The following is an 18,382-nucleotide window of genomic DNA, read 5'->3' on the forward strand; positions in this document are numbered from 1 at the left end:
GACATCGCCCAATATAGTTGTGTATACAACCATATTGTTCGTTCATGTTATTTGGTGAAATTTTCCATGTCCCAATACAACCATCATCAGTCTCTCGGTCACCTTACGGGGCTTGCTAGTCGCCTGTTTAACCGATTACTCACTACCCGCTTCAAAGATGCTGGTATTGATATGACAGCAGAACAATGGGGTGTCGTGTTGCTGTTGCGAAACAACGGTGCCCTTTCTCAAAGTCAGATTTGTGAACTGTTGTACTTAGAAAAATCGAGCGTCAGTCGCTCAATTGATGGGCTTGAAAAGCGCGGTTGGACAGAGAGGAAACCTTCGCCAACGGATAGTCGAAGCAAGTTAGTCGTGCTAACAGAAAAATCTTTAGACACCGTTGATACATGTGCAAATATCGCTTCGCTAGTACTGCAAGAAGCCCAACAGAACCTTGCTGATGCCGACCTAGATAACAGCAAACAGCAACTTTCTAGCGTGGTAGCGAACTTACGCAAGCTTAACGGACAAATTTAACTTATCAGCGTACGTTGCGACAGAAGCTGGTTTAACAGTCAGGCTCAACCTTGGAGAAATACGATGACAAAACGCAATGCTTTAATTACAGGTGGCGCTCGTGGAATTGGTGCAGCAACAGCAAAAGCACTCGCTGCAGATGGTTACCGAGTTTTTATCAACTACGTAAATAGTGCTGCGGTCGCGGAAGCGTTAGCTCAAGAAATTCAAAACGCCGGTGGTGAGGCGTACACTTTAAAAGCTGACGTTCGAGATGACGCACAAATACAAGGGATGTTCGAAAGCATCGCAAATGAACATGGTGGCGTTGATGTTCTTGTCTCAAACGCAAACATGAGCTTTACCGCTAAACCTTTCACTGAGCAGTCGTGGGAAGAGTTTGCACAAAAGCTAAATGACGAAATGCACGCTGCATATCAAACGGCAAAATTGGCGGTAGAAAACATGAAAGCCAACCAGTTTGGTCGCTTAATTTTTATCTCTAGCACCTTATCAGAAGCTCCTGCACCAAGCTTTATTGCTCATGGTAGTGCAAAAGGTGCACTTGATAGCTTTAGTAAATACCTCGCTCAAGAACTTGGTCCTTTCGGGATTACCTCTAATGTCGTTGCTCCGGGCCTTGTAGAAACAGACGCAACAAAAGGTGCTCCTGAAGAGTTTAAAGAAACCATTCGAATGTTCACACCAACGCAGAAAATTGCCACACCTGAAGACGTAGCAAACACCGTGAGCTACTTGGCAAGTGAAAAAAGCGGACATATCACGGGCACATACAATCCAGTATGTGGCGGCGCCTACCTACCATAGCGCCAAGTGTGCTAGGCACAAATACAAAGGCATGTACGCATGCCTTTGTATCTTTAGGTATTGCTTTGCAACGCGCAAGCTTCCTTTATGGGCAGTTTTGTCTGAAGAAAAATAGAAAGTCCTATCTATTTCTTATAATCGGTGTATAGTGAGCTCAGCTCCTAACCGTGAGCTATTGATGAAATATTTAGTTCGAGTCTCTTCTTAGTTTTCTTTCGAGTCATTTCGTTACTCAACTCCTGTAGCAACTTATTCTTTATCTTCCATTAAATAGCCTCAGTTTTGATTTAAATACGAACGAGAGTTAGCTCTCATAGCATGGTTATCACAACGCGCTGTCTTTACATCGATAGGTTTATAAGGAATTTAACCTTATAAAAACAAACAGTAATCGTCAAAATAAGACATAACGCGCATAGCCACTTCGTGTATATATCATCACTATTTAGGAATAGTCATTAGCGGTGAAATATATTAATCAGCGCGATGACAATGGAATATTTAGACTTAATTTAAACCATTTTGACTTCGTTATTCCTATAAAAGTAGAGGTTAATTAGATTGACCTTTTATATACACGCTCTAGAGGAATAAAAATGAGAAAAAAACGAGATAGCTTTCAAAAAAAGAATAAAAAAAGCAATTATGAAGATAAATTTGAGTTGATGGTAAAAGAATACCACAGCGCAAAAGAAGTATTAGACGCAATGCCAGAGGGTTCAGCTGACTACGACAAGCAGAAAAAGCACTGTGAATCTCTATTTGCTAATGCCGAGCGCTTTTTTAAGCGAAATCAGTAGGCCAATTTAACGCCTAGATAAACATCTGGCAAAACATCATATACGGTAAGGGAGCATCTGCTCCCTTACTTTCAATTAAACCCAACCTTCCGCTAAGTACATCAGTCGCAATTGACTTGGTGAGCCCAGTTTATCTAATGCATCCAACTGAGCGTCACTCAGGTTTGGGCATTTATCAAGGTATACTCGTCCATTTTCGGCATCAAGTGGCAGTTTGTAAGTCAGCTTTTCATTGATTTGACTCGCCTCACCTTTATCGATCGCTCGAACTGCAGGCATGAGCCAATCCCAATCTTCGCCCAACAGCTTTTTAAACGCACTATGAGCAGTTGCCTCAGTTTTACTTGGCGCATCTTCTGGACTTAGCTTCAAGATAGAATCAACGTCAGGGACTAAGTGTTCACCTGGCTCTGAGCCCAACATCTTTTTCAACGTTAAGCGAGCAGCTTCCATCTCTTGTGCTTCTTTAGGCGCTTGAGGTGATGTCATCGCCGTGTTCTCTTTAGGGCCAAGGTACGCCATCAATGCGCGTACAGAAGCTGGATCTTGCATGCTGAAGGTAAAGTCTCCTTTGGCATTAGAAACTTCAAGCCTTGGTAAAACACCAGACATCTCACCTTGCATGAGTTGTTCTTTGACTTCTGTATTTAGTCCGTATGCTCCAGCTTGGTTCGCAACAAAACTACCACCACTGATGATGCCAGTCGTGGCAGCCGAACCAATGGCTTCTTTTGCTATCGGCGTAACACCCGCTGTCGCTACGGAGCTCACACCAAAAGTACCCAAGCTCCCTGTCGCCATGCCCAATGTTGCCCCAACTGCACCTTCAGCTGATAACATTGCATGACCTTGAGCCAATGTTTGTTGCATCGGCATAGAGAGACGTTGGTCTCGCCCTGGAAGCTGCGAAATTTGCTCCAGCTGATGGTGGTAAGCTTCAGCATCGCCATTGACTGCCGCTTTGTGCAGCTCGCGTCCTGTTGAAATTAATAGCCCTACGCCAGGCAAGGCTAGGTTGATGACTGCATTAACGCCAGAACCTTTCAGTTTTTCTTTGCCCATCTGTAACAGTTCGGCACCAAAACCATCCATTTTCCCCGGGTACTGAGCCTCTAAACTCACCTGCATACGCGGATCTTTGCTGATCGCGTCAAACGTATTTTTAAGCTGCTGGTACGTATCGCTGCTCACCTTGACTTCATCCAACAAGCTGACAACTTCTAAGATTTTGCGCTCAGTAAGCGGCTCACCGCGATAACCAGAAGGACTCACTAGGGAGTAAGCCAACAGCGCAACCTCAGGTTTTTCTTGCTTAAGTAGCGCCTGCTTTAAATCAAGGTGAGTTTTGATGTTTTCTTGGAAAAACTTAGTGTATTTGCTTCTCAACACGCCTTCGTGGATAGAAGCAAACTTGTGACCTTTGTGGAACGTTGAAGGTTCTTTTACCTCACCTCTTTTACTGATCACTCGGTCATCTTTTTGCGCAGCGACTGCACGAAACTGTTCTAGATCAGGTACTGGGCTTTGGCTAATTTTTTGCGTTGTATTGACCATTTTTCTCTCCTACACACGAAGTGATTGAACATGTGCTTGTTCATGATTAGGGGTGGTTGGAATCGCTTGATCCAACATTGCAAAACGCGCTTGCCACAATTCAGTCTGTTCAATAACCTCATGAAACCAAGCAGTAAGATTCGTCGTGTTTAGGTGCTCAACGGGTTTACGTCCCGCTAAGACAAGCTGTCGACCATTTGGGGCTAAAGCAAGTGCAAGACTGCCACTACCGATGCCCTGATAATTAGCATGAGCAAGCAGCTCTAAACCTTTTAGTCGTTGTTCGCCGGATTTTTCTAATCCTCCGAAAGTCACGGACAACATTAAGTCATCCGTATCTGTCGCGATGAAATACAGCATGTAGCGGTCGTCGACCAGTAGCTGACAACGTTCATTGTCTTCAAAATTCAGTTCGGGTAACTCATTGAGTTGGCAAAACTCCAAGAGCAGTTGTTGAATCGTGTTCATAACTTTTTCCTTTTGTTTCAATAACTCTATTGAACAACGATTGCAGATTGAACGATGTCGGTAATGGCTTTATTTTTGTCACTTTTTCGCCTTCATTGTGAGGTTTTCCGCAGAAATCTCGCTGTGAAAATGAGTTGCCAGAGTAATAAAAAAGAGCAGCTCAGGGCTGCTCTTTCAATAAAGGTTAGAAGATTAGTATTATGTGTTTGCTCACTTCTTTTGCAGAGTGACTAACCCAGTTTATGGCTATCAAAAATGACTTCTGTTGGCGGGAACATATTCGAAACAGGTGGTCGTTGCGCATCTCCAAACATTGGTGCACCGAATGCGGATGTGGCCCAAGGGTCAACAATTTTCACATCCTTACTCCATGTTGATGGATCTTTGATATCACTCCCCTCTTGTCGACCAACCAGTACATAAAGGTGTGTACCTGAATGACCCTTTTTAAACGCAACCACTTCTACTTTAGGCTCACCTTCAGGTGTGCCTGACATGCCTTGAATCATCTCCGCAGCGGCAGCAAAGGCAAATGTAGTACAGCAGCCGGCTTTCGCGTTTTGTACTGCCTTAGCAATGTTTTGTAGAGTGCTTAATTGCGGTGCGGTTCCTCTTTGTGCTGCAGCTTGAACTCCGTTTGCGGACATAGTAGCTCGTTGATCTTGCATGATTCGCGCTTGATTCGCGTGAAGCGCTTCTAGTCTAGGCTTTCCTTTGGTTTCATAAAACTGCGAACCCTTTACACCAAATGTATTTAAGTCTGTACAGGCAAAATCACCAAGCTTTTGAAGGTTAGTTTTATGTTCGTTGATCAGCGCTACACTCGATGAGGTTTTATTCGCTTTGGAAGAAGAGGCCGTTTGTGCGGCTGGCCAATGTGAGCTAGGACCAGACGACAATCTCTCAAGATTTTTCAGACTACCAAGCGTTAACTTGTTTTCACCGTTCAACACATTTTGCAGCATCAGCTTCGCAACGTCTTTAGGAATGCCCTGCTTCGTGAGCAGATTCACCACAATGTCTTTCGCTTTATTCTGGTGGCTAATACGCGCGCTGACGCTTTTGTTTTTGGGTGCCCCTTCTTTAACAAAAATATCTTTGCCATTATGCGCTCTAACCTCTTTATCGTCAGATTGATTTTGTGTCGCCAAATGGGACGTTAACTGACTCAACGAATGCATGTGTGATGTATTAATATTGACCATGTTTGATGCCTTAAACCTGAATAAATGCGTGTACGTCTGTTTGGCTAAAATCTACGACCGTATTGTTCTGAAATAACTGAGCCCAAGTATCCACTAGCTCATTCAGTTGAATCATCAAATTAGCGATGTTGGTGAGTTCACTTTCGGCCGCAATGGCAACCTGAAGAACCACATCTTTAGTGGTTGGATTAACGCAAAACTGCACACCGCCGGTTTCTCGATATAAGAAGTTGTATTCAAGTAAAACTTGAAGTTTGTCTAACGTAATATCCTCTTGTTCTATGTGCAGGTTTTTAGAAATCAACAACTCGCCTTTTTCTTCCACGAGCAGAACATCGACACTGTTATTTTCAGCAAAATGCAGTGACCACATTTGATCGTCATACGCTGTCACGCGCTCAAGGTTCAGCACTTCTCCCAATTCAGAGAGAAGCATATTAATCTTTCCTGTATCCATGTTGTGTCCTGTCTAATTTAATATACCTAAGTAGCCTCGAAATATCTGATGCAGCGAGACGACTTGGGTATAACGGCTTATTTAAATAAGCTCATAAGGATAAGAGCGATTTTATGGCGTGATAGACACAGGAGCTTTATTTAAACGTCTCAATTTTATTGCTATTAGCCGTTTTAGCGAGGTAGAAAAATGAAGAGTAAGTTGGATAAAGAAATAAGAAAAGAGCGGCAATCGCCGCTCTAAAATTTGAATAGAAGAGAAAAATTACTTGATGCCGTGAAGGCTGTTCTCTGCGTTCATAGCCAAAGGATTGAATGAGTCGTTACGAAGTTCTGCTATCGCGTATAGCATGCGTCCCATGCGACCGTTTCCATCGGTGAACCCGTGATACCCAATGACTCCTGCAAACAAGTGTTTACCCAGATCTTTATCCGCCACTGGGTTTTCTTTCAAAAATCCTTCAATGTGCTGCTTTAGCATCCCCTCACCGCCAATACTTGAAGGCAAAGTACCACCCGAAATATTTGGCCCTCGGTAGTCACGTTCAACATCAGGTACCAATCGAGCGTGTAGCTCTTTTAAGTTGTCCATATTCAATAAGTCTTTACCATTAGACGCGTACTCTTTAAGTAAAGACGTAATGTTTTCGGCATCGTTTCCTTTAGAGTTAGAAGCATTAATGATCCACGCCGCAGCTCGTTCGACATTATCGGTGACGCCACTTTTGTTAAACGCGTCCTCTGCCAGTCCTTCAGCGTATACACCTTGGCTTAGATCGGTGCTTGCTAGACCTTCGATATGGCGTTGCGCCGATTTAAGATGCATCACCTCCATATCAAACACCGCTTGCATTTGATTGATGCTACCTGCTGGATTTTTTTGCGCTGCAGACACACCACCGCCGTAGTCTTTTACTACACGTACAGCAAGCGACTTCGCTGCACTTTCTCCAATCAGTGATGTGAGGTTTTTACCAGAATCGGTTTCTAGCATTGATTCTGTCATTGCTCGCTCCGCTAACTGGTTTAGCTCAGCAGAGTGCGATTGGACCGTTTTGCTATCCAATTTTGCGAATGCATTTAATACATCTGATGCGGTTTTTATGTTTCCATCTTTGAAGAACATTTGTCCATGCTCAACAGAAGAAGCAGCTCGTAAACGCTGAGCTTGGCCTTGCTCATTATCAAATACGGCTTTTGTAAGGGCTTTCGCAACCGATTGTGAGCTGCCTTCGCGAAACAATTTTCCTGTCGCTTCAAAAAATCGCGCTACCGCACCATTAGTAGGATTGGTACGAGTAAATTCTTGGGTCGCTGCGTTGATTTGATATTCTTTGCCACCAATACTCAGCTTGCCTTCGTTTAGTATCTCGTTGCGAGCTTGCGGCATGGCAGCCTGCAATGCGCTAACACTTCCAAAACTGATCATGTTTTAAACCCTTAATGTGGAAAAATGAGTAGTACTCGTTACCGGGACTTCGGTTGTTTTATTGATTACTTTTTGCGTGTTCGCACTTTTTAGCCATTCGATGAAATTCGCTAATGATTCATCAAGAAAAGAAGCAGTTAACAGTTGCTGGTGCAGGTGTGTGAAACCGATGTATCCCGTTTCTGCCTCCCAGAATACCGCTGGAGAGCCTTGCGTTAAGGCATCTTTCATATGTTGATGCAAAACATCATCACTCGGCTTATCGCCTGAAATCAGCCCAATAAGTGTCAGGCGATCTTCTTGTGCGCGAATTGTGATTGCTGTGTTTTGGTCAATGAGTAGATGACAACAATCATCCTCATCAAAAACCAGCGACTCCAGTTGGCAGCGGCTGGCAAAATCTGTCAGTAAAGAAGTTATAAATCCATTAGCCATTCGACTAAATAATCCTATTTTTGTTGTTTTAGAGGCGCTGCTTGGTTGCAACACTTATCACCTAAGCAGCTTTCTTAGGTGTATTCTTAAGGATTTATGGCAGTGAATATTTTAGAAATGGTCGGATTTTTTTTGTTTAAAGGCATTAAAATGAAAAAACTCAGCAAGTACTGAGTTTTTTAAGATTTATTCATGAATCGTAATTTTACGCTCGCTGAGTTGCTTCACCATCGCTTGCTTTAATGCATGCAGCTGTCCATCAATACTGGCGTCGATGATCCCGACTTCAGTTTCCAGAATGCAGCCTCCATTTTTCAAGCGAGCGTCTGCTACCACGTCAACGTAACCGACTTCAGGGTAATCACTCAATACACCAGCCACCTTTTCCCTCACATCAACAACCTGCTCTGGATGGACATGTAAAATGACCTGCTTTTGGTTGCTCACCAATTGCAACGCTTCTCGCACGACGCTCACCGTGGTATAGACATCATCAAAGGTATCGATGATCTTACGTACCGCTTCTAACACCACGCCTGTCATTTTTTCTTCGACTTGCTGATAGTAATCATTACAACGCGCTAGGGTTTCAACCATCGTTTGCGCATTTTCAATCTTGGCTTGTGCGAGACCATCTTGATAACCACGTTGTTTTTCAGTTTCGTAGGCTTGTTGGGCATTAGCAATGATGCTTTCAGCTTTGGAGTTCGCGGCTTCAACTAAGTGTTGCGAATCAAGATAACTGGCATAATCTTTCGCTTTCAGCACCTTTAAGCCAGGTGCCAGCTGCAAGTTGTCTGTTTTTATTTCAACAAATGAAACCATTGGGGAATAACCTGTTTTGCAATTTTTTTTGTGAGTCGATACGCCAGATCTCGCTGATCTTTTGCCAACCAGCTAGCCATTTCCGTACTCTCGCTGAGCTGCTGTTCTAGTTTGAATTGCCAACGCAGGACAATGTCTTCTGGCGAGTTAACTAAAACAAACCTTATCCAGGAGTACCCAAGCGCTTGCATTTTTGCTTCAACAGACCGCTCATCCAATGATTCTGGCAACGGATGTTGCCAACCTTGCGGCCAACTGGATAACAACATCGGCCCGTTTTGAATCAAGAACCGAGCGCCTTCCAATCCAAAGACGTTGTTCAAAACCTGTTTCGGATGTTTTAAAACAACGCCTCGCATTGCCACACAATGTAAAGCTCCGCCCACCATCAGTACGAGTTGGTTCAACGCATCCGCTGGGAGCAACGCCAAGCTATGGCAAGGTTTGTTAAAAGCCGTCTCTGGAACTGGAGATAACGCCCACTCATTTATGCACCATTGGTTAAACATGGGGTTATCTCTCCAACCTTCAATATTTAGTAACCAAGGCTGTTTCTGTTCTATCCAACTTTTATGGATGTATTGGCAAGGCGCGTAGTTAAACTGATGTTGTACCTGCGCGAGTGGTGTTTCTGGTTTAACCACGCTTTGTGTTCCTGCGGCACCAAGTAAAAGTAGCGATATTTGAACCGATAAGCGCAGCTACCAAGAACACCAAAATGGCGATAAGATTATTCGCCGTCTCTTTGGTGACCTGAACCGACAAAATGCTTTTAAATTGATTGTTTTGAGTAGCAACTCGTACCTCTGATGAGGGTACCATCACTACGCTGATTCGATCGTAATTCAACCCCTCAATACTATTGTTCACCAATAATTTAATCTGAGGAACATACGAATCAAGCGCAATATCCGCCGCGTGTTTAATAAACACAGAGGCAGACGCAGGAGTTGGACGCTCTCCTGGACGTAGATCTTGATCTTCCAAAACAACATGAACACGTGCCACCAGCACGCCATCAATCTGAGATAAGGTTGAAGAAAGTTCTTGAGATTTCGCGTACACCAAACGTGCTCGTTCTGCTAATGGCGACGAGATCAAATCGTCTTTGGGAAACACCTCTTTCAATGTAGAAAACTGCTCTCTTGGATACCCTTTTCGCTTCAGCGCGTCTACCGCGAAGGCGATTTGAGAACTGTCTACCATTAACTTGACGGTGTTGTCTTTGTCAGGTTCTTTTGTTGCAACGACACCTTCGGATAATAAGATCGACAACATCTCATTCCCCTCTTTCTGAGTTACGTTGGTGTACAGCTCGGTCTGGCACCCCACCAGAAACAACGTGAGCATGATGAAAACCGCTCTCATTTTATTCATCATCACTATTGTGCCTTCAATAAGGTTTCTACATTTTGTGTGGTTTTACCCACGGTTTTCGCGATCAGCTCTTCTTGAAAAGTAATGCGCGTCAGTGCCCACTGCATTTGCAGTAATTGCGCCGGATCATCACCCACCATCTTCATGTTGTCTTGCAGGTTACTTTTCGCGTTATCGATAGTATTTTTTAACTCGCTGATGTTTTCGAGCAAACCGCCCTCCAAGCCATTATTCGCCTCGGGAACCGACATAGCTTGTTCGAAACGTTCACTTAAACCGTCCTCGACTTGTGCATCCTGCAACTTATCAATGTTGGTTTGCATCACCTCGGTGTACTGCGTGTTTATCATATGTACTCCTAAGACAAATCTAACTTGTGACTATGAGTCACGATGTTTTTCACCATCGCATTTTTTTGAATCATGAAGCTAAGCTCATCACGAACCATGTCCAGTGTTGATGCCATATCAGGTAACGACTTCAACTCAGCCCAGCAGTGCCACAAGGCTTGTTCTTTCTGGGCACCAAGTGGAAAATGCTGCGCCAACATTTCTTTAAGTGCTGCTTTATCGACAGGTGGCTCGGCAATAAGCTGGCCCGAAAAATCCCCTAGCAACTCCTGCTTCAACACCTTTAATAAATCGGCTTGCGGGTGTTCGGTGCCCTTTGCACTCTTCGCCTCATAAAAGGCGTACCACATTGCCTCTCGTTTAACTTGAGGATCGGAGAACGCTTCATTCAACGACGATAAGACGCTTTGTTTACTGACAACATCTGCCTCTTTTAGTGATTCATACCACGCTTTGATGTCCGCCAGTTTCGCTTCTGTTTTCTCTAACGTCTCTTTTGGAGAGGCGTGTGAGGCTTCCGCTTGCTTGGCATTACGCTCCATGAGCATATTCATCTTATCTTCATCGCTCCGCTCATAATGGCGCGACTCCGATTGGCGCAGAGGTTGAGGCTGAAGAGTTAGATTACTTGAATCAACGATCATCCAAGGTTCCTAATGTCCTGAGAAAAGCTTGCTGCAAATGCTTGGCTTTCTTCGCTTCCCTGTGATGCGAGTTCTACCCAACTTTCCGCTTTGCTCAATAAACCAGCTTTGGCGGAAGCAAGGGCCGCTAAACTGATCAGATCTGGATAGGCGTTGCAAAGTGGTTCGAGCAATTGATGAGCCTCTTCGTACAAGCCTTTATTCATGAGGCTCATTGCACGAATCATCACCACGGTCTCTTCAGAACCGGAGCTTGCTTCAAGGCCGTCCGCTATCGTATTAGCTTCTTGATGACGATGCATACCGGTTGCCATCAGCGCGATTTCAGCCAGCAATTGGCGCATTTCTCGTTCCATGCTTTATACCTTCTGGAGAATCGACTGCATCACATCTTTAATCGCACGAGTGGTGGTCGCATTGATGTTGTAAACAACAGACCATTTGTTGATCGCGTGCTGAAGTTCAGCCAGCTTAGATGGATCATCGGCGTTTGTTTCTAGGTTCTTGATGGCAGTCGTCACTTCTGTGTTGGCATCTTTCGCTTGTTTTTCTAACTTAGTTTTAACATCATCAAGGTTTACACTGTTACTAGCATCGTAAAATGACATAAGACTTCCTCGTATTTTTAGTTCGCTTCGTATGATTCAACGACCGCATGTGCGGCGGTGTAAGCTTCATACTGTTTGAGTAGCAATTTGTACTGCTGTGGTGAGCATCCTAAATCCAACTGACGTTTCACCATCGCTTGTGCTTCTAAGAGCTTGCTCTTAATCTTGTGCACTTCCGCACCGTTTTTGCCGTTATTTAAAATTTGTTCAAGATTTGTCATTGTTCGTCTCGCCCTCGTATCCGAGTTCTATTGTTATCACCCGCCCGCCTTTGACCAGCTCAATGCCAGCAGGCGTAACACTGGATATGCGGTAGCCTTGAGGCGTTCTTGCACCAACCATGTAACGAACGTTATCGGTCAGAATCACATATGGAACCTGACCAAAGTTAACGCTACGAAACGGGAAATCGATGTTGGTGCCTTTACTCACCTTAGGTATGGATTTCAAAACTAAATATGGTTTTTCACCATATTGTTCTCGGAAGTCTCGAGTCACACCGTAAAATCGAGTCGTTTCGATATCATCAAGTTCCCCGCGTACTTCGATGCGATCACCGCTGGTAACCAACTGGACTTTTTTCAGTAGCTCCGCATCCGTCAATAAGGCTTTTAGCGTATCCATGTAGGCACCCGCTCTTTGCAGTTCGACCTTCCACGCTACTAGGCCCGGTACGTCTCGCTCTAAAATTTGCTCAACTTGGTTCCAGCGGCTGGCATCATCGATATAACCCGTCAGTAACAGTGTGCCCGTCTCATCCCCATTTTCGACTTTCACCTGGTGATAGCCGAGGTTTCGTAAAATAAATCGAACCCCGCGACGGATTTCTTCCATCGTTCTTAAGTCACTTTTGTAATTGATACCTAATACATCAATTCGACCAAGCAGATCGAGTTTCTGAGTTCGATCTTCAACATAGCCTTCCAAAACCGCTTGGCGTGCGGCGGCATTCCATTCCACACGAACGTCGCTAAGTTTGAGCTCGCCTAAGATGTTGCGCACTAAAACAATGGGTTCTGCTTCTGTGACAGTTTCATTATTGTTTCCGTTAGCTTGGCTGTACCACATACCAGCAAAAATGACACTCGGGACAAAACTACAAAGCAAGGCGATGAGCGTTGTTTTTTTCCAGCTAGAGCGTTGTACAGCAACAACAGGTGTATCCTGTTCGCTAGATTCGTCGCTGACGTTACTCACGATTAACGCATCTTCTGCGTACCCCAGTGCGAACTTCACAACACCTACAGAGACAACGGCATGGCGTGACAACTCGATCCCATCATCTTCAACAGAGATGTTTTCACCGTTAATATTTGCCTCTTTGCAGCCTCGTAAAATGACCGAGTCTTGCTGGCAAACCAACGTGAAATGGTTAGCTTCGACCCCAGCATCAGACAGCACGAGATCTGCGATAAAGTCGTCACTGCCAAGCACAAGAGCGCCCTCAGGTAAGGTGACTTCAACTCCGGAATGCACGCCTGATAAAATACGAATTTTCCATTGCTGCATCGCGGTTAAGGCTCCTCTGATGGACGCACACACTCACTTTGTGAGTCATCGCATTCCAATACTTTTACACGCCAACCCTTTTGCCCTGTCGGTAATTGGCACTGCGTCAATTGAGACGACTGTTGCTGTGACAATAAGTCTTGCTGATAGCGCTCTGCTTGAGTCTTTGATGTGCAGCTATACACTTCGACGACCGATTTAAATTCAGCACTGTTGTTGGAAATGTTGTTGAGCTTGCCAATGCTTGGTCGCAGATCGTACTCATTACCAATCAACACACTATCGCCAATACCATCCACAACGATTCGCGGTTCTAGAATAAACATGCGCACCGTGCGGCGTTTAGTGTTGGTATTACTTCTAAACAACGCACCTAAATATGGGATGTCTCCCAACAGTGGTACTTTACGTAACTGATGACTCACTTCATCTCGATAAACACCACCGATGAGCAAGCTCTGTCCTTGCTTCACCGTCGCTAAGGTACTGATTTCAGTTTTACGAACGGAAGGAAGGTCGTCGACACCACCATCGGTAATCTTTGCCCCGTCTTCGAGATGAAGGCTCAGATTGATTTCTGGTCGGGCAGCAAACCTGTCACCAACGATACGCGGGACAATTCTCAGTAACGTGCCATACGTGACCTCTTCCAGTGCTGCGGTCTCTTTACCAACCAGCTTGACGTAAAACGTGCTGCTGTTGTTCAGTACCGCTTCGACATTTTCTTGGGTTAACAGTGTTGGTCTTGAAACCACTTGAGCACTGCCTTGAGATTCCAATAATCGGATTTGAGCCAACAGGTAATTCAGATTGGTTGAATCAAGCAAAGACTTAAAATTTTGTCCGCTGCCGAGAGTCACATCACCCGAACTCACATCCCCTGTTGTTTTGATATCAACAATTCGATTATTTCCGACAGACACTCCCGCTCGCCAATCCACGCCTAACTGACTTAAATCGTTGGCACTGATGTCGACAATCGATAATGCAACTTCAATTCTTGATTGCGGTTGGTCCAATTGAGCGACCAGTTTGCGATAGAGCGGTAATCGCGCTTGAGTATCACGAACAATAATCGCATTAAGGCCCGGCTCTGCTTCAACCGTTGCTCCGCCATGAACTGAGGCGGTTTTATTGCTTTTTACAGGCTTATCTGAACTGGTAACTTCTTTGTTCGACGCACTCGTCACTTGAGTTTGAACACCAGACACGACTCGCTTTAAAACCGATGCGATACCCGGAACCGTAATGGTCTGATCTCGATATGCAATTTCTCTATCCGTTGCAGAAGCGTACTTCAAAGGAATTATTTCAACGAATAACTCGTCGGTTGAATTCGATTTCTGCAGCAGGCGCGTTTCTAATGCTTCGGCCGTTTGTACAACTAAGTCGACATAACGTGGAGGACCTGCAAGATAAACCAACCCTTTACTTTCAGCGGCTCTCCACCCATAGCGCGAATCCCACACTCCAGTGGAAATTAACGTGCTTCGTAGCTCTCTGGCGGTCAATAATTCTAATTGGAGTAAACGTGAGCGCGTTTCTGTCGCCTTATAGACATGTAAGACGGCACCATCGAAATACCACATCAAGTTATAGACTTGCGACAAGTAATCGAGGAACTCAGCCGGATCATCAGGAGTAAAACGTCCACTCACTCGATCATTAACTTTGTCACTCACCGAAACCGAAACGCGATAGTTTGCGCCAAAGTTATTCAACAACTCTTTTAATGAGTCGTTATCTGCATAGTATCGGAATGGTTGTTCGGGCCAGTGTAAGTCTGTTGCTTGTGCGAATCCCAACGGAGCAAAGCTCACAGCACACAACAGTATCTTAGTGGCAGCACGTCTAATGTTCGGAAAGACTTTTCGCATCATGGCAACCACACATTATGATTAATCGTGTGGTTCACGCGCTCTTGCTCCAATAATGCCATATAACGCTCACATAGATTAACGTGCTTGGAAAGCAAAGAAGAGAACAGCTCAATCGAACAGTCCTCGATCCTCACTTTGCTTTGTAAAATCAGCTGCTGATCATCATTCGCTGTTAGTACGCAGCCATCTTCACGGATTGTTTTTAATGAGAGCTGCATGCAACGTTGTAACGCTTGTTCTTGTTGATAATCTAGATGCTCTTTAAACTGGAAGGGTAAAGCCGCTTCCCATAAAAACCATGATGCGTGTTGTTTGATGGTCAGTGACAACTGATCAACCTCGATGTTGTAAGAGCCATTTTCTGAGGCAATAAAATCCCCTACCTTTAGCGTTTCCGCTAAAGATTTCATCATCTTATCTAACATTTAACGCCCTATTTAAATCTGGCTGAGGTGATTGCAAGCCTGGCCGCACTGGCCGCTTTGAGTGTCAAAATAGTAGTGATCAATATCGCCAACAATTTGCATGCTCTTGAACCACTGCCATACTTTCGCAACCGCATTTTGGTCGTTGTAAACCACATCACATGCATCCCAGACTTCGTTCAGCTCAGGAGCTTCAAGTCGAACTTCCGAACACCACTTTTTCCACTCAGAGATAAACTGAGCAGTCGTAGAAGTGTACTCTGCGAACCCTTTAAGCTCGTCTAGGGACGGTTGCCACTTCTCAATTAACGAACGATGACATTCAATCACTTGCATCTGTTGTTCGCTCAACGTCCCGAGTTGATCTTTCAACTGGTGTTGTTGGCGCTCAATTAAATCGAGTTGCTGTTGTACAAACACCGCACTGGTGTCCTCTCCCGATAGTTTCGACCAATATTCCTTTTGAATATCGAGCTGATTGATAAGCTGTTCCACTTTAATGGAGGCATGCAAAGCGCTTTGATCAACTTGACGGTTAATCCACTCGTTTAGAGATAAATGAAAACAAAGCATCAACGTTTTTGGTACCGCTAAATTGAAGCGAAAACCAAGACGCGCGTTGATGTATTCCAGTCTTTGTTCAAAGGTCACGAGTGTGCGGCTATCACTGAGCTGCGACCCAATTTCCAAAAATAAACGCATGGCGAATCGGTCAAGCGACGCACCGAGCTTTTGATACGTTTTCACCAACTGGCTTGCGCACAGGCTATCGACGACGCTTCTATCCAACAAGCGCTGAAGTAAAGATAACTGTTCATAATTAATGACGCCTTCACTCAACAATTGTCGGTGATTGACGTGCACAACATTGAAATCCTGCGTTGATTTAGAAGCACTTTCATATCGAGCTCCTCTCTGCAAAACAGTCACTTTCCGTTGTGTCACAATGCTGTCTGGAAAAAGCGAACGGCGTCGCCAATGCTGCTTTTTCATTTATGTTCGTCTCCGCACCCCTCTCGAACGATCCAGAAAGAAAGAGGTGTAATAATTTTTAATCGTTCGTTGTTACATGACGCATAATAGAATTTACGCTGATGAGTGACTTTCAAAATTAGTCAGAAAATTTTAGTCCCAAGTCATTTCATTTCGCGATAGCTACTTGATCGTCTCCCGAACGTACACGGCTTGGCGTCGTTCCAAAACGACGGCGGTAACTCTGCGTAAAGTAAGACTGACTAGAAAACCCAGCCTCCATCGCCACATCCACGATGCTCATCTTGCTCGTCAACAGGAGTTTATGAGCGTGCAACAATCGGCGCTCACTGATCCAAGCTCTTGGAGAAATGCCATAGTGCTCATTAAATAGCTCTTTAAAAGTCGTTAAGCTAGCACCAAACTCTTGCGCATAGTCAGTCAACTTCCACTCTTTGAGATAGTGTTGTTCCATAAATCGACGTAACCGTTCCGATGTTCGGTTAGTTTGTTGTGACAACAACGCATAGAGTGATTCTCCTCCTTTGCCGTGCAGCAAAAGAATGAGTAACTCTTCATATTTTAGGCACATGATCGCATCTGGATACGCCTGTTGCTCAAGCGTCTGCATGCTGGAAAGCACTTGCTCTACGAGTATGTTCAAACCAAAAGTAAACAAGCCAGAACAAACTTTATCTACCTTGGGCAGCATCATCAAAAGATCACTGTGCTTTTGTAATAGCTGGCTAACGAGTTCGTTGTCGTAGGTTATAATCGACGCTTTGTATGCCCCGTCTAAGGGCGAGTACTCGAATAAGTAATCCCCTTGGGATAGAAACACCCCGTTTTCTGCCGCAACATCGATTGTGCAATCACCTGTTTGAACTCGAAGCTGACCATTGTGAACGACAACAATGTGAGATTGGTCTGAGTGAAATACTTCGTCAGATTTTTCATAGCGGGAAAAACTACGAATTTTTCGCGAGCTCGAGCCGACCTTTTCTGTGTTTAGTTGGCCTGACACATCCATTTTCTACCCTTCATTATTTTGAGTTTCTCAGTACGAGTGTTGAGAAACTTTCAAAGCAATACTTTGATTGTTGTTATTTCTAAGTACTGCTATATCAATTAAAGAAGCAAAGAAAAGAGCATAGAAGTTCATATCACTTACCATACCCCCCGAATAATTAGCGAATATCCTAAGCATTACCCTTACCTAAAGGTAAAAGTTTATCTTAGTAAACTCTGCTGTCCGTCTTTATTATTTTTATCAGATAGCGTTTATTATTAGCCAAAACTTAAATATCATTTCGTTATTAAAGTTTAGGATTTTTGTTATACATTAGAATAAAATTAAATAGATTATGGTATCGTTTATCGAACAAACTGAAATTTCCAAAATCTTAAAATTGTATGTTTTATAGCCTAAAACGCCAAGCCAACGTGTTCAAGGAGCGAGATATAATCATAAAGAATGCTATTTTTGCAACAAGTATAAGTCTAAAAAACAACTGACCCGATGACTTAAACCATGTGATTAATGTTTGTAAAAAACAACAAAACTTTCACAACAGGAAAGAGCAAATCTTTATTTTTAATAATTTAGTAAGGTCTAATTAAATGTAACCGATTACTTTTCATCTGGTTATTTTTTTGGCACGAGTATCAAGTTTTCCTGTTTTCCCTCCACTGAAAATAAATAGTTCTTTTCTTTTTCCGCTACAAGTTCCCCATTCGAGTATAGCTTTCCAATTATCTTCATGTTTCCGTCACCAGCTTGAATCGGTGCAATTAAAAATGAATACTGTACGGGTAATTGAACGCCTTGGTAGTGCTGCAATGCAGATCTAAGACACTGATTTTCAATCACTTTACATATTTCCACATCAAGAGACGTAATCGAAGGTGGAAAGTATCCATCGACAGAAACCCAACCATAGAGTGTCGCCTGACTCTTTGTGTCAAAGCTACCTTCCCTTACAATCGGCACAGATTGACTACACCCACTTAGTAGGAATAGTCCGACAAAACCAGCCCACATAGAATTGTTCATTATCCTTGTGTAGAACTCGGTGGTCGCCGTAGCATTAAAAAAAAAAGAAAAAAAAAAAAAAACCAC

Annotated in this window: 23 protein-coding genes; 3 read left to right on the forward strand and 20 right to left on the reverse strand. The window is 43.9% G+C overall.

The window, feature by feature from the left end:
- Positions 1–66: 66 nt before the first annotated feature.
- The 3 genes from EX191_RS21195 to EX191_RS21205 all read left to right on the forward strand — a co-directional run bounded on the left by EX191_RS21195 (position 67) and on the right by EX191_RS21205 (position 2,126).
- Positions 67–519 carry a MarR family winged helix-turn-helix transcriptional regulator gene (locus tag EX191_RS21195; RefSeq protein WP_005395130.1) on the forward strand — a complete coding sequence of 151 codons (453 nt, stop codon included), beginning with the start codon at positions 67–69 and terminating at the stop codon, positions 517–519.
- A gap of 63 nt (positions 520–582) precedes the next feature.
- A complete protein-coding gene (locus EX191_RS21200) occupies positions 583–1,326 on the forward strand; it encodes an SDR family NAD(P)-dependent oxidoreductase (RefSeq protein WP_193448434.1) in 744 nt (247 codons plus the stop codon).
- Positions 1,327–1,922: 596 nt separating this feature from the next.
- Complete coding sequence (locus tag EX191_RS21205; RefSeq protein ID WP_005395134.1) at positions 1,923–2,126, forward strand: hypothetical protein; 204 nt, start codon at positions 1,923–1,925, stop codon at positions 2,124–2,126.
- Positions 2,127–2,201: 75 nt separating this feature from the next.
- Here the strand turns inward: EX191_RS21205 and EX191_RS21210 are convergent, their stop codons facing one another.
- The 20 genes from EX191_RS21210 to EX191_RS21305 form a co-directional block, all read right to left on the reverse strand.
- On the reverse strand, positions 2,202–3,680 hold the full coding sequence (locus EX191_RS21210) for a CesT family type III secretion system chaperone (protein ID WP_193448435.1): 1,479 nt from the start codon (positions 3,678–3,680) through the stop codon (positions 2,202–2,204).
- A gap of 9 nt (positions 3,681–3,689) precedes the next feature.
- Positions 3,690–4,148, reverse strand: a complete 459-nt coding sequence (locus EX191_RS21215; RefSeq protein ID WP_005395137.1) for a CesT family type III secretion system chaperone — start codon at positions 4,146–4,148, stop codon at positions 3,690–3,692.
- A 230-nt stretch (positions 4,149–4,378) separates the two neighbouring features.
- Entirely contained in the window at positions 4,379–5,353 is a 975-nt protein-coding gene (gene vopR, locus EX191_RS21220; protein WP_193448436.1) for a type III secretion system effector VopR, read from the reverse strand.
- A gap of 10 nt (positions 5,354–5,363) precedes the next feature.
- Entirely contained in the window at positions 5,364–5,810 is a 447-nt protein-coding gene (locus tag EX191_RS21225; RefSeq protein WP_031780449.1) for a type III secretion system chaperone, read from the reverse strand.
- Between the two features lie 264 nt (positions 5,811–6,074).
- Positions 6,075–7,238 carry a T3SS effector adenosine monophosphate-protein transferase VopS gene (gene vopS / locus EX191_RS21230; RefSeq protein WP_193448437.1) on the reverse strand — a complete coding sequence of 388 codons (1,164 nt, stop codon included), beginning with the start codon at positions 7,236–7,238 and terminating at the stop codon, positions 6,075–6,077.
- A gap of 3 nt (positions 7,239–7,241) precedes the next feature.
- Positions 7,242–7,727 (reverse strand): CesT family type III secretion system chaperone, encoded by a 486-nt coding sequence (locus EX191_RS21235; protein ID WP_230198177.1) that lies wholly within the window; start codon positions 7,725–7,727, stop codon positions 7,242–7,244.
- A 132-nt stretch (positions 7,728–7,859) separates the two neighbouring features.
- Positions 7,860–8,498 carry an HrpE/YscL family type III secretion apparatus protein gene (locus tag EX191_RS21240; RefSeq protein ID WP_193448438.1) on the reverse strand — a complete coding sequence of 213 codons (639 nt, stop codon included), beginning with the start codon at positions 8,496–8,498 and terminating at the stop codon, positions 7,860–7,862.
- Positions 8,477–9,142, reverse strand: a complete 666-nt coding sequence (vscK, locus tag EX191_RS21245) for a SctK family type III secretion system sorting platform protein VscK (RefSeq protein WP_114322286.1) — start codon at positions 9,140–9,142, stop codon at positions 8,477–8,479. Before vscK ends, EX191_RS21240 begins: the two co-directional genes overlap by 22 nt.
- Entirely contained in the window at positions 9,135–9,881 is a 747-nt protein-coding gene (sctJ, locus tag EX191_RS21250) for a type III secretion system inner membrane ring lipoprotein SctJ (protein ID WP_086012989.1), read from the reverse strand. Before sctJ ends, vscK begins: the two co-directional genes overlap by 8 nt.
- Positions 9,881–10,225, reverse strand: coding sequence for a SctI family type III secretion system inner rod subunit VscI (vscI, locus tag EX191_RS21255; protein ID WP_005377202.1), 345 nt, complete (start codon positions 10,223–10,225; stop codon positions 9,881–9,883). Before vscI ends, sctJ begins: the two co-directional genes overlap by 1 nt.
- 8 nt (positions 10,226–10,233) lie before the next feature.
- Positions 10,234–10,869, reverse strand: coding sequence for a YopR family T3SS polymerization control protein (locus EX191_RS21260; protein ID WP_053807487.1), 636 nt, complete (start codon positions 10,867–10,869; stop codon positions 10,234–10,236).
- Positions 10,866–11,225, reverse strand: coding sequence for a YscG family type III secretion system chaperone (locus EX191_RS21265; RefSeq protein ID WP_047009830.1), 360 nt, complete (start codon positions 11,223–11,225; stop codon positions 10,866–10,868). The genes EX191_RS21260 and EX191_RS21265 overlap by 4 nt, the downstream gene beginning before the upstream one ends.
- Positions 11,226–11,228: 3 nt before the next feature.
- Positions 11,229–11,477 (reverse strand): type III secretion system needle filament subunit SctF, encoded by a 249-nt coding sequence (gene sctF, locus EX191_RS21270; protein ID WP_047009831.1) that lies wholly within the window; start codon positions 11,475–11,477, stop codon positions 11,229–11,231.
- Between the two features lie 17 nt (positions 11,478–11,494).
- On the reverse strand, positions 11,495–11,698 hold the full coding sequence (locus EX191_RS21275; protein ID WP_193448439.1) for an EscE/YscE/SsaE family type III secretion system needle protein co-chaperone: 204 nt from the start codon (positions 11,696–11,698) through the stop codon (positions 11,495–11,497).
- Positions 11,685–12,986 (reverse strand): type III secretion system inner membrane ring subunit SctD, encoded by a 1,302-nt coding sequence (sctD, locus tag EX191_RS21280; RefSeq protein ID WP_012841765.1) that lies wholly within the window; start codon positions 12,984–12,986, stop codon positions 11,685–11,687. Before sctD ends, EX191_RS21275 begins: the two co-directional genes overlap by 14 nt.
- Before the next feature lie 5 nt (positions 12,987–12,991).
- A complete protein-coding gene (gene sctC, locus EX191_RS21285; RefSeq protein ID WP_047009833.1) occupies positions 12,992–14,866 on the reverse strand; it encodes a type III secretion system outer membrane ring subunit SctC in 1,875 nt (624 codons plus the stop codon).
- Positions 14,863–15,291, reverse strand: a complete 429-nt coding sequence (locus EX191_RS21290) for a YscB family type III secretion system chaperone (RefSeq protein WP_074191269.1) — start codon at positions 15,289–15,291, stop codon at positions 14,863–14,865. Before EX191_RS21290 ends, sctC begins: the two co-directional genes overlap by 4 nt.
- A 12-nt stretch (positions 15,292–15,303) precedes the next feature.
- The gene (locus tag EX191_RS21295; protein WP_048626465.1) at positions 15,304–16,284 is read right to left on the reverse strand and encodes a T3SS regulon anti-activator ExsD domain-containing protein; all 981 of its coding nucleotides are present in this window, start codon (positions 16,282–16,284) and stop codon (positions 15,304–15,306) included.
- Positions 16,285–16,432: 148 nt separating this feature from the next.
- On the reverse strand, positions 16,433–17,293 hold the full coding sequence (locus tag EX191_RS21300; protein ID WP_006741517.1) for a helix-turn-helix transcriptional regulator: 861 nt from the start codon (positions 17,291–17,293) through the stop codon (positions 16,433–16,435).
- 615 nt (positions 17,294–17,908) lie between these two features.
- Positions 17,909–18,382: YscW family type III secretion system pilotin (locus EX191_RS21305; protein WP_243238771.1), on the reverse strand; the 474-nt coding region annotated here is incomplete at its 5' end.

Source organism: Vibrio chemaguriensis (assembly GCF_012275705.1).
GTDB classification, from domain to species: Bacteria; Pseudomonadota; Gammaproteobacteria; order Enterobacterales; family Vibrionaceae; genus Vibrio; species Vibrio diabolicus.

What these genes read in the sequence shown, in the direction of transcription:
- EX191_RS21295 (WP_048626465.1), bottom strand. Translation starts at nt 16,284, where the DNA reads ATGAAAAAGCAGCATTGGCGACGCCGTTCGCTTTTTCCAGACAGCATT.
- EX191_RS21195 (WP_005395130.1), top strand. Translation starts at nt 67, where the DNA reads ATGTCCCAATACAACCATCATCAGTCTCTCGGTCACCTTACGGGGCTT.
- EX191_RS21205 (WP_005395134.1), top strand. Translation starts at nt 1,923, where the DNA reads ATGAGAAAAAAACGAGATAGCTTTCAAAAAAAGAATAAAAAAAGCAAT.
- EX191_RS21225 (WP_031780449.1), bottom strand. Translation starts at nt 5,810, where the DNA reads ATGGATACAGGAAAGATTAATATGCTTCTCTCTGAATTGGGAGAAGTG.
- EX191_RS21275 (WP_193448439.1), bottom strand. Translation starts at nt 11,698, where the DNA reads ATGACAAATCTTGAACAAATTTTAAATAACGGCAAAAACGGTGCGGAA.
- sctD (WP_012841765.1), bottom strand. Translation starts at nt 12,986, where the DNA reads ATGCAGCAATGGAAAATTCGTATTTTATCAGGCGTGCATTCCGGAGTT.
- sctC (WP_047009833.1), bottom strand. Translation starts at nt 14,866, where the DNA reads ATGATGCGAAAAGTCTTTCCGAACATTAGACGTGCTGCCACTAAGATA.
- EX191_RS21300 (WP_006741517.1), bottom strand. Translation starts at nt 17,293, where the DNA reads ATGGATGTGTCAGGCCAACTAAACACAGAAAAGGTCGGCTCGAGCTCG.
- vopS (WP_193448437.1), bottom strand. Translation starts at nt 7,238, where the DNA reads ATGATCAGTTTTGGAAGTGTTAGCGCATTGCAGGCTGCCATGCCGCAA.
- EX191_RS21215 (WP_005395137.1), bottom strand. Translation starts at nt 4,148, where the DNA reads ATGAACACGATTCAACAACTGCTCTTGGAGTTTTGCCAACTCAATGAG.
- EX191_RS21210 (WP_193448435.1), bottom strand. Translation starts at nt 3,680, where the DNA reads ATGGTCAATACAACGCAAAAAATTAGCCAAAGCCCAGTACCTGATCTA.
- EX191_RS21290 (WP_074191269.1), bottom strand. Translation starts at nt 15,291, where the DNA reads ATGTTAGATAAGATGATGAAATCTTTAGCGGAAACGCTAAAGGTAGGG.
- EX191_RS21200 (WP_193448434.1), top strand. Translation starts at nt 583, where the DNA reads ATGACAAAACGCAATGCTTTAATTACAGGTGGCGCTCGTGGAATTGGT.
- EX191_RS21260 (WP_053807487.1), bottom strand. Translation starts at nt 10,869, where the DNA reads ATGATCGTTGATTCAAGTAATCTAACTCTTCAGCCTCAACCTCTGCGC.
- vscI (WP_005377202.1), bottom strand. Translation starts at nt 10,225, where the DNA reads ATGATAAACACGCAGTACACCGAGGTGATGCAAACCAACATTGATAAG.
- vopR (WP_193448436.1), bottom strand. Translation starts at nt 5,353, where the DNA reads ATGGTCAATATTAATACATCACACATGCATTCGTTGAGTCAGTTAACG.
- EX191_RS21265 (WP_047009830.1), bottom strand. Translation starts at nt 11,225, where the DNA reads ATGGAACGAGAAATGCGCCAATTGCTGGCTGAAATCGCGCTGATGGCA.
- sctF (WP_047009831.1), bottom strand. Translation starts at nt 11,477, where the DNA reads ATGTCATTTTACGATGCTAGTAACAGTGTAAACCTTGATGATGTTAAA.
- EX191_RS21240 (WP_193448438.1), bottom strand. Translation starts at nt 8,498, where the DNA reads ATGGTTTCATTTGTTGAAATAAAAACAGACAACTTGCAGCTGGCACCT.